The organism is Parendozoicomonas callyspongiae (assembly GCF_023502345.1).
In the GTDB taxonomy this organism is placed as follows: domain Bacteria; phylum Pseudomonadota; class Gammaproteobacteria; order Pseudomonadales; family Endozoicomonadaceae; genus Sansalvadorimonas; species Sansalvadorimonas callyspongiae.
On the sequence record NZ_JAMFLX010000013.1, the window covers coordinates 85,223 to 99,518 of the forward strand.

10 protein-coding genes are annotated in these 14,296 nt (G+C 47.6%); 6 read left to right on the plus strand and 4 right to left on the minus strand.

What is annotated here, in order from left to right; translation table 11 throughout:
• The first annotated feature begins 69 nt into the window (after window positions 1–69).
• The 3 genes from M3P05_RS11060 to M3P05_RS11070 all read left to right on the plus strand — a co-directional run bounded on the left by M3P05_RS11060 (window position 70) and on the right by M3P05_RS11070 (window position 6,129).
• Entirely contained in the window at window positions 70–1,068 is a 999-nt protein-coding gene (locus M3P05_RS11060) for an efflux RND transporter periplasmic adaptor subunit (RefSeq protein WP_249699679.1), read from the plus strand.
• Between the two features lie 5 nt (window positions 1,069–1,073).
• Window positions 1,074–4,121, plus strand: a complete 3,048-nt coding sequence (locus M3P05_RS11065) for an efflux RND transporter permease subunit (RefSeq protein WP_249699680.1) — start codon at window positions 1,074–1,076, stop codon at window positions 4,119–4,121.
• Window positions 4,122–4,413: 292 nt separating this feature from the next.
• Window positions 4,414–6,129, plus strand: a complete 1,716-nt coding sequence (locus M3P05_RS11070; RefSeq protein ID WP_249699682.1) for a putative bifunctional diguanylate cyclase/phosphodiesterase — start codon at window positions 4,414–4,416, stop codon at window positions 6,127–6,129.
• A 77-nt stretch (window positions 6,130–6,206) separates the two neighbouring features.
• Here the strand turns inward: M3P05_RS11070 and miaB are convergent, their stop codons facing one another.
• Window positions 6,207–7,586, minus strand: coding sequence for a tRNA (N6-isopentenyl adenosine(37)-C2)-methylthiotransferase MiaB (gene miaB, locus M3P05_RS11075; RefSeq protein WP_249699684.1), 1,380 nt, complete (start codon window positions 7,584–7,586; stop codon window positions 6,207–6,209).
• A 274-nt stretch (window positions 7,587–7,860) separates the two neighbouring features.
• On the opposite strand from miaB, the gene M3P05_RS11080 reads away from it, so the two are divergent.
• Window positions 7,861–8,235: an acetate uptake transporter gene (locus M3P05_RS11080; RefSeq protein ID WP_283777765.1), complete on the plus strand. Its 375-nt coding sequence runs from the start codon at window positions 7,861–7,863 to the stop codon at window positions 8,233–8,235.
• A 77-nt stretch (window positions 8,236–8,312) separates the two neighbouring features.
• On the opposite strand, the gene M3P05_RS11085 is transcribed toward M3P05_RS11080, so the two are convergent.
• Together M3P05_RS11085 and M3P05_RS11090 are read right to left on the minus strand one after the other, a co-directional pair.
• Complete coding sequence (locus M3P05_RS11085; protein WP_249699687.1) at window positions 8,313–8,663, minus strand: RidA family protein; 351 nt, start codon at window positions 8,661–8,663, stop codon at window positions 8,313–8,315.
• A gap of 124 nt (window positions 8,664–8,787) precedes the next feature.
• Window positions 8,788–9,474: a hypothetical protein gene (locus tag M3P05_RS11090; RefSeq protein WP_249699688.1), complete on the minus strand. Its 687-nt coding sequence runs from the start codon at window positions 9,472–9,474 to the stop codon at window positions 8,788–8,790.
• Window positions 9,475–9,617: 143 nt separating this feature from the next.
• Between M3P05_RS11090 and M3P05_RS11095 the strand changes: the two genes are divergently transcribed.
• Window positions 9,618–10,061, plus strand: a complete 444-nt coding sequence (locus M3P05_RS11095) for a PaaI family thioesterase (RefSeq protein ID WP_249699689.1) — start codon at window positions 9,618–9,620, stop codon at window positions 10,059–10,061.
• Window positions 10,062–10,072: 11 nt separating this feature from the next.
• Here M3P05_RS11095 and M3P05_RS11100 read toward each other — a convergent pair whose 3' ends face one another.
• Window positions 10,073–12,187 carry a hypothetical protein gene (locus M3P05_RS11100; protein ID WP_249699690.1) on the minus strand — a complete coding sequence of 705 codons (2,115 nt, stop codon included), beginning with the start codon at window positions 12,185–12,187 and terminating at the stop codon, window positions 10,073–10,075.
• Between the two features lie 399 nt (window positions 12,188–12,586).
• On the opposite strand from M3P05_RS11100, the gene glyA reads away from it, so the two are divergent.
• Window positions 12,587–13,855, plus strand: coding sequence for a serine hydroxymethyltransferase (gene glyA / locus M3P05_RS11105; protein ID WP_249699691.1), 1,269 nt, complete (start codon window positions 12,587–12,589; stop codon window positions 13,853–13,855).
• The last annotated feature ends 441 nt before the right edge of the window (window positions 13,856–14,296 follow it).

Consider the following 14,296-nt stretch of genomic DNA (forward strand, 5'->3'; position numbering starts at 1 on the left):
AACAACAATCTTATGCGTATCCAATGTTCTCTTGTTTTTGCGTGTTTGTTATTTACTTCGGTTGGGGTGATGGCTAGTGCTAACCCTGTTCGTTCTGTCGAGGCTGTTCGAGCGAGATATATTGAAGCATCCCGTCCTATAAATATCAGTGCGCTGCTGGCTTATAAGTCCACACAGAAACTCTCCTTCAAAGTTGGTGGCCTTGTCAGTGAAATTCTGGTTGATGAAGGCGATGCGGTTATCAAAGGGCAGGTGCTAGCACGGCTTGATGTGGAAGAAGTGGCAGCACAGGTTGGTGAAGCGGAAGCCCGTTATGATAATGCTCTACGTACTGTTGAGCGGATGAAAAAACTCTACAAGAAGAAAGTTGTTTCACTTGACCAGTTGCAGGATGCAGAAACCGAACTGGATGTGATTTCCTCCCAGCTCAGCGTTGCCAGATTTAATCTGCGCTATTCAGAAATCAAGGCTCCGGGAAACGGACGAATAATAAGAAAATCAATTGAGATCAATGAGTTTGTGTCTCCGAATCAAACGGCTCTGATACTTTCCGATGAATCCCGTGGCTGGATTATGCGAACTGGTCTTTCTGACAGAAAAGTTGTCCGGGTTCAGAAGGGCGATCCTGTTTCTGTCCGGTTTGATCCATGGCCACTCCAGGTTTTCCAGGGGGCAATCAGTTCAATTTCAGAAGCCGCAGAAGAGCGCTCTGGTTTATTCGAGGTGGAGATCGCTCTTGAGCCAACGGATAAACGATTACGTGATGGTTATATCGGTCGTATTCATATCGAACCAGGTAAAACTCATAAAGTGATTCTTCTGCCTGCGCTTTCCCTGGTATCAGCCAATAGCTCAGCGGGTGTTATTTATGTCATGAACCCTGATAGGAGTGTAAGTCTCCGAAGGGTTCAGGTGCATTATCTTGAAGGCAGCGAAGTGGCTGTCTCGGGAGAGATAGAAGAAAACGAAAAAATAATCACTACCGGAGCCGAGTTTCTTAACAATGGAGATAAGGTTCGGGTACTTGGGGTAACCGAGACATCGCTGTCTGGCAGTGACGGGGAGTAAAGGTCATGAAATTACCCCGTCTGGCAATTAATAATTTTCAGTTCACTCTGGTTGTTATTCTGCTGCTTATCTCACTGGGTGTGGTATCCATCATGACTATGCCCCGTTCAGAAGATCCCCAGTTTGACTTTCCCGCAGCCATGGTTCGGGTTGTCTATCCCGGTACGAATCCTCTTGATATGGAGAAGCTGGTTCTTGATCCCCTGGAAGAAGCTATTAACGAGCTTGATGATATCAAGGAGCTGAAGGGGGAAGTTGAGGACGGCATGGCGGTTGTCCGGGTTGAATTTCTGTTTGGCTCTGACCCGGATGAAAAATACGACGATGTTGTTTCAGAAGTCACCCGGATTCGTGAACAGTTACCTGCAGGGATACAGGTCTTATCTGTTCAGAAAATGTCTCCGGCTGACGTCAATATTCTTCAGGTTGCGCTGATGTCTGAAACGGCTTCCTACCAGGAGCTGAAGGAGCGAGCGGAATCACTGGAGAAGAAGCTTGAGCGAGTTGTCGGGGTAAAACGCGCTGATGTTGAAGCTTACCCACAACAGCAGATTCATATTCGTGCGGACCTTCTGAAAATGCAGGCTATCCAGATAGGTCTGGAAGATCTCTTAAATGCAATCAAGGCATCCAGTGTAAACCTTCCGGGCGGACATACCCTCGCAGGTGAACGGCGTTTTACTGTTCGAACCAGTGGTGATTATCGGGATCTTAATCAGATTCGTCGCACAGCAGTGACTTCGCGGAATGGCCAGGTAATTTATGTTGAGGATATTGCCACGGTCTCACAAGGTGACGCTCTTCCTTCCTATCAGGCGCGGCACAATGGCAAGCGAAGTGTGTTTATCTCCGTTGTGCAGCGAAAGGGCAGCAATATTCTGGCTGTGCTGGATCAACTGGATGCTGCTATTGAAAAGTTTAAGGAGAGTCTCCCCGCAGGCATGAGTGTGGACTATGTCCATGATCAGGGAATCAGTGTCGCCAAGCGACTGAATAACTTTATGAACAGCCTGCTGATGGGGTTGCTGGTGGTTGCTGCAATAACATTGCTTACTCTGGGTTTCAGAGCGGCGGCAGTGATTGTTATCGTGATTCCCATGTCAGTTGTGATTGCTCTGGGGTGGGTTGATGTGGCTGGGTTCGGCCTGCAGCAGATGTCGATTGTCGGGCTTGTTATTGCGCTTGGCCTGCTGGTGGATAACGCCATTGTCGTTACCGAAAATGTCGGGCGTTTTCTGCGGGAAGGACATGATCGGCGTGTCGCAGCGATTAAGGGAGCCAGTCAGGTTGGATGGGCGGTGGTCAGCGGAACCTTGACGACCATGCTGGCCTTTCTGCCAATGTTATTGCTGCAAACTGGTGCCGGAACTTTTATCCGCTCCATGCCGGTCACCGTTGTTTTAACTCTCCTTGCATCCCTGATTATTGCACTGAGCCTTAGCCCTTTAATGGCCAGCCGGATTTTTTCACATAATCCCGTTCAGCCACGAGCCCTTTCATTTATAGATCGTCTGTCAGATGGGCCATATACAAAGGCTTTGAAAGTGGCGCTGAATCGGCCGATTTTGGTGTTGCTGGTTTCTATCGGATTATTTATCAGCAGCCTTTCTCTTTTACCGATGGTTGGGGTCAGCATGTTCCCAAAAGCGGAAAAACCCCTGGTACTGATCAATATTGATGCTCCAGAGAGTTCCAGCTTTGAGCGAACCAGCCAGTTAACCCTGCAAGTTGAGGAGATTGTTAAAAAGTATCCGGTTGTCTCATCGGTGACTGCCAATATTGGTAAAGGGAATCCCCGAATTTTCTATAACGAGATTCCAAAGCGTCAGGTGCCGTCTTACGCACAACTGGTTGTACAGCTGAACTCCGATATTGAGCAGGATCGAACTGAACTGGTGACCAGTTTGCGGGAGAAATTTGACTATTTCCCCGGTGCGATTGTCACAGTTAAAGAACTCCTCCAGGGGCCGCCTTATGAAGCCCCGGTTGTTATTCGTGTCCTGAGTGATGATTTGGACAAACTGAAAGTATGGGCGGCGACTGTCGCTCAGCAAATGACAAATATTGATGGACTGGTCAGCATCGATAACCCTCTGGCACGCAAGAAAATAGACCTGAAGGTAAACATCCATCGTGAAAAGGCTGCCATGCTGGGGGTGCCAATCAATGCCATTGATCAGGCGATTCGCGCCAGTCTGGTCGGCATCGAAGCAGGGCAGTTCCGTGGTGAGGATGGTGATGATTATCCTATTCTGGTGAAGGCTCTGGGGCAGAAAAATCCCCAGGTGGATGATTTCCAGAAAATGATGGTCAAGTCTTCATCGGGTGCCTTAGTGGCACTGCCACACCTGACTTCCATTGAAATGGAAGATGCTCTTGCCAGGATTCAACATCACAGAACAGACCGGATGTCTCGCGTTACTGCTGATGTAGCACCGGGTTTTCAGGCTGAAGCCGTTACCAATGAGCTTATCGAAGTTCTGGATCAGCAGGGCTGGCCGGAAGATGTCAGTTACCAGATTGGTGGTGAGCAGGAGAAGCGCAAAGAGTCTTTCGGTGGGATGGGGCAGGTAGTGCTGGTTGCCCTGATGGGGATCTTTGCTGTTCTGGTGCTGCAGTTTAAATCGTTCAGTCAACCTGCAATTATTTTTGCAGCCATTCCTTTTGCTATGACGGGTTCAATTCTGGCTCTCCTGCTGACAGGTCATACTTTCTCCTTTACTGCTCTTGTTGGTTTGACCTCTCTGGTGGGTATAGTGGTGAATAATTCGATCATTCTGGTGGATTATGCCAATCAGCTGCGTCATGCGGGACATGATTTGACATCATCCATCACGGAATCTGCCAAAACGCGATTGCTGCCGATTATCTTGACAACTCTGACCACCGTCGGTGGCTTACTGCCCCTGACTCTTGGTGGATCGTCGATGTGGGCTCCAATGGGGTGGAGCATAATTGGTGGATTATTAGTCTCTACACTGCTCACGCTATTTGTAGTGCCAGTTCTTTATCTATTGTTCACGCGTCGTGTACCAGTGACCCGGCATGGGTGAGGAGCCAGATACGGATTGTCGGACTTGGGGGCACTATTCAGTGTTTTGTAATCATTTGTGACAAGATTTAAGAATTAATTTTGTGGTCGATTCGTAGGTATGAAGTCTGTTTTCTGCTCAACAAAGCAGGCTGTAGGAGAGAGCTGGTTGTTGATTCGTTAAACAAATAGATATTTGCACTACATTTTTTTGAGTCTGATCAGTGCATTGGCTCGGCGTCTCCCGCAAGATAGGCTCCCCTATAGCACAGGCTTTCAGGGGTCTCACAGTTGTTTTGTAGTATGGGGGATAGATGGACTGGTTTCGAAAGCTCCTGAATGGAGATGGCCTGGTTCTCATGATGGTAGTGACTATCGGCTACCTGCTTTCTGTCGAGTTCAATGCCTTTGAGCAGTTCTATTTATTCGCGTCCAGTCATAAAGAACTATCCCTGGATAAGCTCCTGACGTTTCTGTTTATTGTTCTCTGGGTTCTCCTGCTTTACGGAGTCAAGCGCTGGGTAGATCTGGCCAAGGGCCAGGATGAACTCAACGAGACCAATGCCAAACTGCAAAAGACTCTTGAAGATGTTGAGGAAATTGCCGTTCACGATATGCTGACCGGCTTGCTCAATCGCAGGGGGTTCACTGAGGCTCTGCAGGACAGCATTGCACGAGCACGTCGAGAAAAGGGGAAAACAGCTGTTCTGCTTGTGGATGTTGACCGCTTTAAGGTTATTAACGATTCACTGGGCCGAAATGCCGGTGACACGCTTCTGAAAGAAGTGGCAGAACGCTTTAAAAACCAGATTCGTCAGACAGACTATATTGCCCGCCTGGGTGCGGATGAATTCGCCATTATCCTGAACCATATTGCTGACTACGCGGATAGCAGTAAGGTTGCCCAGAATATTCTGGATACGTTCAAAACTCCTCTTGATTCACCGACCAACGATCAGGTAATGACCTGCAGTATCGGTATATCTGTTGCTCCCCAGGATGAGACAGATCCCTCTGAACTGCTTCAGTATGCTGACCTTGCAATGTATCAGGCTAAGGCCGGTGGCGGTAACAGGTACAACTTTTATACCAAGGTTCTGCAGGCTGAAGTTCTTAACAGCCTGAATATGGAGCGTGACCTGCGTCGTGCGATTCAATGTGATGAGCTCGAGCCCTATTTCCAGCCCCAGTATGATCTGGCGAAAATGGAACTGATCGGCTTTGAAGCCCTGGTTCGCTGGAAGCATCCAACGAGAGGGCTCCTGCCTCCTGTCGAATTTATCGATCTGGCAGAAAAGACCCACATGATCGTTGAGATTGGATATGTGGTTTTTGAGCGTGCCTGTGCGCAGCTTGAGCAGATGCAACAGCACACCAAATCCTCACTGGCCATGTCCATAAATATGTCTCCACGGCAGCTGGAGGATGAGGATCTGATCGAAAAACTTACTTCGATTATGGATCGGTACAATACAAATCCTGGGAATCTGTTGCTGGAAATCACTGAAAATGTTGTGATGTCCAAAACTGCCAAAACCTTGGAGGTCCTGAACTCGATCAAGGCTCTGGGGATTCAGATTGCCTTGGATGACTTTGGTACCGGCTACTCTTCGATCTCTTATCTGCAGGAATTCCCGTTCGACCAGATCAAGATCGATCGACAGTTTATTGTGAACTCTCACCAGAACGAGACAGATGTTCGTCTGGTCAAGTTGATAGTCGGTATGGCAGAAACTCTGGGTTTGGAAGCTGTTGCTGAAGGTATCGACAATATTGAACAGCTCAGCAAACTGCAGGAGCTGGATTGTAGTCTTGGTCAGGGTTATCTGTTCAGTAAACCGGTCACTGGCTGGGAGGCTATGAAACTTGTTACCGGTGAGAAGAAGATTGAAGATCTTGATTTGATGCAGCCACACGAAAGATTAATGCATGCACCGGAAGTGACTAAAACTGAGAAAAACAAGAGTAAAGAAGACAACTCTCCTGAGGAATCTGCTGAAGCAACCAGGGAAGAGAGTCCCGAAAGCTGATTTTCTGTTCTGATTTATACAATCTAAAAAAGGCGCTTCCAGTGAAAGCGCCTTTTTCTTTGCACCTCAGCCTGAAATTATGAGCAGGCTGTTTCGGGCAGCAGATTCCAGTTTTCATCCAGCTCGGATACAACCAGATCACCGCGCAGGCTGTGTGGAAGTGCTTCGTGAATAGTGATGTCAGCAAAATGGCCGATCATTCGAGGCTCATCACAGCGGAAGTTCACGACACGGTTACACTCCGTACGCCCTTGCAGTTGGCCTGGGTCTTTCTTTGAGAAGCCAGTAACCAGGATGCGCTGGGTTGAACCAACCAGACGACGGCTGATATGCATGACCTGCTGATCAAGGCGGTTCTGAAGAATCTTGAGACGCTCCTTCTTGGTCTCATCAGTAACATCGTCCTGGTAGTCAACAGCAGGGGTACCAGGGCGCTTGCTGTAGATGAAGCTGAAGGACTGGTCGAAGTTAACTTCGGCAATCAGATTCATGGTGTCGGTGAAATCTTCATCGGTTTCACCGGGGAAACCAACAATAAAGTCAGAGGACATGCTCAGATGTGGACGGATAGCCTTCAGGCGGCGAACCTTGTCCAGATAGATATCTGTTGTATGGTCGCGCTTCATGGCAGCCAGAATTCGGTTTGAACCGCTTTGAACCGGCAGGTGGAGGTGACTGACCAGCTCTGGTACATCAGCATACACATCGATCAGGTTGTCAGAGAACTCCAGTGGGTGCGATGTGGTAAAGCGAATGCGGTCGATGCTATCAATCGCAGCAACGACGGTAATCAACTCTGCCAGATCAGCAATTTCACCGTCATGGCGTTCGCCACGGTAAGCATTTACGTTTTGACCGAGCAGGTTGATTTCACGTACACCCTGTTCAGCCAGGTTCACACATTCTTCAATAACATCATCGAAGGGACGGCTTACTTCAGGGCCTCGCGTGTAAGGAACAATGCAGTAAGTGCAGTATTTGCTGCAGCCTTCCATGATAGAAACGAATGCCGTCGGGCCATCAACGCTGGGTTCTGGCAGACGGTCAAACTTCTCAATCTCGGGGAAGGTTACATCAACAACTGGGATTCCCTGGGATTGCGTCGTGTCGATCATCTCAGGAACACGATGGAGTGTCTGTGGACCGAAAACCACGTCAACGTAACCGGCACGCTTGCGTATGGCTTCACCTTCCTGGCTGGCCACACAACCGCCAACACCGATAACCAGATTGGGATTGGTCTCTTTCAATTTCTTCCAGCGACCCAGCTGGTGGAACAGTTTCTCCTGAGCCTTTTCCCGTACAGAGCAGGTGTTGACCAGCAGTACATCGGCTTCTTCAGGGTTGTCAGTCAGTTCCAGTTCATGGGTTTCACCAAGCAGATCCGCCATACGGGCAGAATCATACTCGTTCATTTGGCAACCGTGGGTCTTGATAAAAAGCTTCTTTGTAGCCATTGGCTGTTGCTGTCACCTTGTCTCGGGGTACACAGGATAGCTGCAGGTGCCCTCAGAATATTTTGCTGAGATCCTGGAAACCTGTGTGAAAAATCTGCGTATTATAATCATCCTCCGGAAAAGTGCATAGCGGAACCGCGACTGCAAAATATTGCATGTTTGAGGGTTAATAGCTGTTTGCAGCGAGGTTTCCGGTATGAATCAGGGAAGGTTCTTACCGGTTTTGCCGGAACGGTGTCTGTTTATAAAAGAATTACATTAACTACTAGTTTGGATGCTATTAGTATCTGAATTATATGGAATTTATGCCTTGGGTCTGGCGGCACCTGCTCCAGCTGAATTTGTAGGCTGGTACCTGCTGCTGTGGGGCATCTTCACCATGTTCTTCTTCATTGGCACCTTGAATGGACCCAAGATCGGGCAGATCGTATTCGGCTCTCTGACCACCCTGTTCTTCCTGCTGGCTTACAAAGACTTCACTGGCAACCACGCTGTTGGCATCTTTGCCGGTTACGTTGGTATCTTCTGTGGCGGTAGTGCTCTGTACGAAGCATTCGCTCTGGTATTGAACGAAAAGCTGGGCCGCACTGTTCTGCCTATCGGTGAACCTAAGCCTGCTGCAGTTTCCGTTCGCACTGTGACTGCTTAATCGCAAACACAGCAATAAAAGAAAGGGTGATAGCCTCAGGCTATCACCCTTTCTTTATGCAATTGCAAAGTCGTTTATTACTTTTCCGCAGCAACAACTGACACTTCTACAAGCAGTTCCGGACGAGCCATGCGCGCTTCAACACAGGCCCGGGCAGGTGCATGACCTTCCGGTACCCAGGCATCCCATACTTCATTCATAGCGGTAAAATCTTTCATGTCACGAATGTAAACAGTGGCAGACAGAATATGCTCGCGGTCACTGCCAGCTTGTTCCAGCAAGGCATCAACTTTAGCCAGCATGGTGCGGGTCTGTTCCTGGATGCCAGCACTTGCATCTTCTGCAACCTGACCACACAGATAAATAGTACCGTTATGCTTAACAATACGGCTCATGCGCTGACGCGTTTCCATACGAGTAATGGACATACTTCATCCTAAAAATATCAGAAGGGAGTGTAAGGATTAGATATCATGTTTTAGTGATTGATGCCTTGATTTCATGAGGGAAGGTAGTGAAAAAGTGCCAGATAAACTGGCACCTTTATAAAGGTCATTTGGCTTGGTTTATGAAGGTTACTGAAGCATTTTTGATGTGAGGCTCATCATTGATTTCTATGGACATGTTACCTGTCAACTGACCATTATTGTGTTTCAGGTCCATAGAGACTGAAATCTCCCAAGGAGTACCATCCTTTTCATGCAGGTTCAGGTGTAAGTCTGTACCTCTGCAGGGAGGTTTCCTCTTGCCTTCGAAGGAAGGATGCTCTGGAGGCTGACCTGGTCCGTGAAAAGGTGGGTGGGGTGGCCTGTGACCGGGCCTTTTTTGACATCCCCCATGCCTGTGCTTGCCCCCTCTGCGCCTTTCCGCGATCTCAAACCCATCATCTTTGATCTGGTCTTCACCTGAACCATTGTCGTCATCCTGACTGAGGTGACGTCTGTGAGGCCCTCTATGGTGAGGAGGTCTGTGATCGAGTATGTAGTACCTGTCCAGGGTTTTATCGTGCACCATGACCTGAATTTTCGGTATATCAATATCCAGCACGACCTCAAAGCGATCATCTTCTGTGACAGGGTTTGTAAGCCGATACACACTGTCAGGAATGTCGCAGCATCCACCTTTTTGGGGAGCATGATTACCCGGTTTATCATGGAAGGGTTTGGCGGATAATTGTGTCGGCAGAATTGATAGAGCCAAGATTGGACCTAATGCGGCCAGAAATTTGACGGTTTTCATAGAACTTCCTTGTTACTACTAAAACACCTTTGATTATAGATGCCTCCTACCTCCGGTGGCCGAGCTGACCAGTAGCGCTGAGCGTTATGGCAACTGTCGGAACTCTCAACCTCCTGTAACCTGTTTAAAACTGGAGGGAAAGAATGAATATTTCCGAAGATGTGCTCCGCACGATGGCAGAAGAAAAAATTGCTTTTGTAAAACGAAGCGGGCTTAAACTATTGGAAGCACGCTCGGGATATGTAAAGTGCCTGATGCCGATGACTGGTAATGAAAACCATATGGGGACTATGTATGCCGGTGCCCTGTACACACTTGCTGAAATTCCCGGAGGGGTTATTGCTTTTGCCAGCTTCGGAGTTGGCAAATATGTGCCTCTTTTGAAAAGCTCGACTATCAAGTTTCTCAAGCCTGCAAAAGGTGACATTACTTATGGGGTTTCTCTGGGCGAGCAGGAGGTGCTAAGAGTTATAGAAGAGGCGAAGGAGAAGGGAAAGTCCGACTTCGTCCTTGAAGGGGAACTCAAAGATAGCTCTGGAATTGTTGTTGCCGTTTATACCGGTGTGTATCAGATCAGAGCCATGTGATGCTGTATAATCTAGTTCTCAATAGCTTTTAATACAGGGAACTTTTCAGGAAGAATAAACAGGTATGGGTTCCCAAGTAAAGGCACACAAACAAGGCTGTCGTCATCCAGAAGGAAGCAACGCATACTTGGTGTTGCCTGACGTTTAATATCTGCATTGTACTCTGTATGCATCTTAAATCGGGCTATTGGTATAGCGTTTATTCTATCGGATACAAGCCCTATAACCCAGTTCCCATCATTTAGTGGTGCTGCATTAATTTGCCTGTTGGGGCGATTGGTGGTTGTGCTGTATATTTTTTGGATGCGTCTGTCAAAAACAACAATACTTTTTACTGAATCAGATCCCGGTTTGAGCAGAGTGATAAAAGAGTTCGACATAGTCATTGTTTCATAATCTTTATCCAGTTTTCCCTGTTCTTTACGCCAAAAACTCTTGACTAGATCATCAATCTCACTCAGGTTTTTCTGCTCATCATTTGTTTCACCTCTTTGTTCGGATGTTGGGAATTTTTCTTCTGGTTTTATTTTCATCTTTTGCGGACTGAATATATAAGAATCGGGAGAGCTAGCGTGCAGGTGTGGAGATAGATTCATAGCCCTTCTAAGATGTTGCCCATATGGGTAATCGCTGGCTACTTTTTTGTTGGGTCTTGGTTTTCTTAAAACACCTTCAGTAGCCGGTAAGCTGGCAGTATGGTCAAGGTGGCTCCCATAAGAACCAGATTCAGTTGAGGTTTGTAAAGGAGAAAGGTCGTTAATGTCTGCAGATATGCACTCAAGACTATAGCCATTAGTCAGGTATGTGATCAGGCTGGATGTTCTGGTGTCTTCATGATATTTCTCAAGAGTGACGAGAGCCTGCTCTTTTGAATTGTTGCTTAATGTTGGTGTCATTCTGTGAAGTAGTGGCCGTGTTAAAATGCCTGTTTCTCTGATTTCAAATGGTATTGCTGGCAATGGTTTGTGCGCTAAATCCATGGCCTGATCAAATGAAATCGGGTTAATTCCATCGATGCTGAGTTGAAGGTTTGATAGCTTGTAGGTATACCGCAAGGTTTTAACATCACGGATCTCTGGCACAGGGTCGCCATCGTCGTCAACGTTAGGAGGAATAATGGTTTTACGCCTCCTGACTTTATTTCTGAACTTGCCGTTTTTCTTCTTGCCCCCTCTGGTCTTTATTACTGTAGGAATGATCTTCCGGCTTTCTATAGATTCTGATACGCACTCTTCAACGAGCATTATGCTCTTTTTATCGGGGGAAATGTGTGCTCCAACGTGAAAACTATTTTCAGGTTGATGTATGGTAGCTGTCAGGAGTTCTGTTCCAGATGAAGCACAAATTATTTTAATTGTTGTTGTCCCTTCGTAGTCATTTGGAATCATGAAAAGAACACGATTTTTACTAAATGGTTGGATTGTACCGACGGTGGGAAAGTCCTTGATAGTTGATAGCAAACGAGGGCCGCCACTGCTGACACCGTATAAGTAAACGACAGAGTTCTTTGACTGCCTGCTGGCTGAGTGTTGAATGTAAAATAAAGAGCTATCCCCTCCTACGCTTTGTACATAGGTCTTAATTTCAAATTTATCCAAGACTGACATAAGAAAATCGGGGTATAGCTGATCTGTCGGAGAGCTAAGGACATAGGTCTGATATTCCGGGAGCTGGTCATAAGTAAGTATCACCGCACGTGGAGAATCAGGATCATGAACCCATTCCCTTGGGGTTATGGTATTTCTAAATATTGCATGACTTAATACCTGAGGTATTGGAAAAGCTTCTATGGGTACGGCTGAGGGCCTTTCACTGTGAGGAATGGCCAGGGCGTGTTGGCTGAGCCTCTTTCTTGTTAGTTCTTGGGTATCAAGGCTCAGCAGTCTTGGTGAGTGAGATGTTACGAATGCGGTGTTGGTTCTCAGGGGGGCTCGGGCTTTATACCGAAAGGTGTTATGGGGTCTATTATAGCCCTCAAATGTTTTTAATGGTGGTCGCGGTTGAACTCTAAAAGGCTTACGGTTTATCCCGAATGTTCCCGCCCAGCTGTTTGCTTGAAGGCTAAAGAAAATCAGCGTACAGAGACAGAGAGTGAGTGCTGAATAAGGGGGTTTGATATCAGGCATTGGAAACCACTGCGGATTAAGAATGCATAGATATAGTCACGATGAGTATTTTTGCATGCGATAAAATGGCTCAAGTGGTTGTCAAACATGCTAAAAGAGTTGAGTGTGTGTTTATTGTTGAAATATTGTTACATTTTCAGGTAAACAATAGTTGGCAATGGGTGAATTTTGTTAAGCTTTGGCGATCAAGTTCTATTAAGATCAGTGATCTCATAACTATGACCTTTTCTTCCTCAGGGTTTTTGCTGCAGAATGCTCTGGATTCAAGATACTATCCGGTGAAAACTGGCGCAATGTAAGGGAAAAAAACAACCTGAGTGATTATTTTTCCTGCAGTACTGGATGCGCTGTTATAGGAATCACCCCAAAATTCAATCAACACTGATCATTGGGAGAGTTATGTTTGACGCAAAGATGAACATTGCAGACTTTGACCCCGAGCTGAAAGCTGCGATGGACGCGGAATACCGCCGTCAGGAAGAGCATATTGAGCTGATTGCTTCTGAGAACTACACCAGCCCGCGTGTCATGGAAGCTCAGGGCAGTGTGCTGACCAACAAATATGCTGAAGGTTACCCCGGTAAGCGTTATTACGGTGGCTGTGAGCATGTTGACGTTGTTGAGCAGCTCGCTATTGATCGTGCCTGTGAACTGTTCGACGCTAAGTACGCCAACGTTCAGCCTCACTCCGGTTCTCAGGCTAACGCCGCTGTATATATGGCCCTGTGCAAGCCAGGCGACACTATTCTGGGCATGAGCCTGGCTCACGGTGGTCACCTGACTCACGGTGCTCACGTAAGCTTCTCTGGCCGTATTTACAATGCGGTTCAGTATGGTCTGCACCCCGAAACCGGCGAAATCAACTATGAAGAAGTTGAGCGTCTGGCTGAAGAGCACAAGCCAAAGATGATCGTTGCTGGCTTTTCTGCTTACTCCCGTATTGCTGACTGGGCACGTTTCCGTGCCATTGCTGACAAGGTAGGCGCGTACCTGTTCGTCGACATGGCCCACATTGCCGGTCTGGTTGCTGCAGGCGTTTATCCTTCTCCAGTACCTCACGCTCACGTATGTACCAGCACCACTCACAAGACCCTCGGTGGCCCCCGTGGTGGTATCATCGTTTCCGCGCACGATGACGAAGAGCTGTACAAGAAGTTCAACTTCGCAGTATTCCCTGAAAGCCAGGGTGGCCCTCTGTGCCACATCATCGCGGCCAAGGCTGTGTGCTTCAAGGAAGCTCTGAGCCCTGACTACAAGGCTTACCAGCAGCAGGTTGTTAAGAACGCTGACGCTATGGCGACTACTCTGCAGGAGCGTGGTATCAACATCGTTTCCGGCGGTACTGACGATCACCTGTTCCTGGTTGACCTGATTGGCAAGGAATACTCCGGTAAGGACGCTGAAGCCGCGCTGGGCAGCGCCAACATAACGGTGAACAAGAACTCTGTTCCTAACGATCCACGCTCTCCATTTGTGACCAGTGGTCTGCGTATTGGTTCTCCTGCGATAACCCGCCGTGGTTTCAACGAAGAAGACTGCCGTCATCTGGCCAGCTGGATGGTTGATGTACTGGAAAGCATCGGCAAGGACAACCACGAAAAAGTTGTTAGTCAGGTGAAGGTCAGAGTTCTGGAAATCTGTAACAGCAAGCCTGTTTACAAAAACTGATTTTTCAGATCAGGGCTTGAACAAAGGGGTTTCAACCCACTGTTTAATAGGGAAATGCCTGCCGCATCTTCTATTTTGAGGCAGGCATTTCGCGTTTGTGACTGTTTATCTTTGAAAACACAGCCTCTGTAATGTTAATCAGGCAGTTCAAGTCTTTAACAACGGCTCTGGGCTCTTATTGCTTGGATGCAGCACAGCTCCCAAGAATTTTATTGACGTTTATTTCGAACCCTCTCCCTCCCACCCCAGTTCCACTGCTTGCAACTAAGATTGAGGTGTTTGCCTATTGGACCTTTGACAGTTTCTCCACACTTGGGGCAAGAGTGAATCTTCTCAGGGCAGTGGTAGTCATGCTGCATAACATCCTTTTGCCTGAAGTAGGAAGAGCAATGATAACAGAGAACAGGCCTCTCAGGGCAAGAAGGATAATGCTGTGCAAGT

Coding starts and splice junctions, on each gene's coding strand:
- M3P05_RS11060 (WP_249699679.1), top strand. CDS start 70: ATGGCTAGTGCTAACCCTGTTCGTTCTGTCGAGGCTGTTCGAGCGAGA.
- M3P05_RS11065 (WP_249699680.1), top strand. CDS start 1,074: ATGAAATTACCCCGTCTGGCAATTAATAATTTTCAGTTCACTCTGGTT.
- M3P05_RS11070 (WP_249699682.1), top strand. CDS start 4,414: ATGGACTGGTTTCGAAAGCTCCTGAATGGAGATGGCCTGGTTCTCATG.
- miaB (WP_249699684.1), bottom strand. CDS start 7,586: ATGGCTACAAAGAAGCTTTTTATCAAGACCCACGGTTGCCAAATGAAC.
- M3P05_RS11080 (WP_283777765.1), top strand. CDS start 7,861: ATGCTATTAGTATCTGAATTATATGGAATTTATGCCTTGGGTCTGGCG.
- M3P05_RS11085 (WP_249699687.1), bottom strand. CDS start 8,663: ATGTCCATTACTCGTATGGAAACGCGTCAGCGCATGAGCCGTATTGTT.
- M3P05_RS11090 (WP_249699688.1), bottom strand. CDS start 9,474: ATGAAAACCGTCAAATTTCTGGCCGCATTAGGTCCAATCTTGGCTCTA.
- M3P05_RS11095 (WP_249699689.1), top strand. CDS start 9,618: ATGAATATTTCCGAAGATGTGCTCCGCACGATGGCAGAAGAAAAAATT.
- M3P05_RS11100 (WP_249699690.1), bottom strand. CDS start 12,187: ATGCCTGATATCAAACCCCCTTATTCAGCACTCACTCTCTGTCTCTGT.
- glyA (WP_249699691.1), top strand. CDS start 12,587: ATGTTTGACGCAAAGATGAACATTGCAGACTTTGACCCCGAGCTGAAA.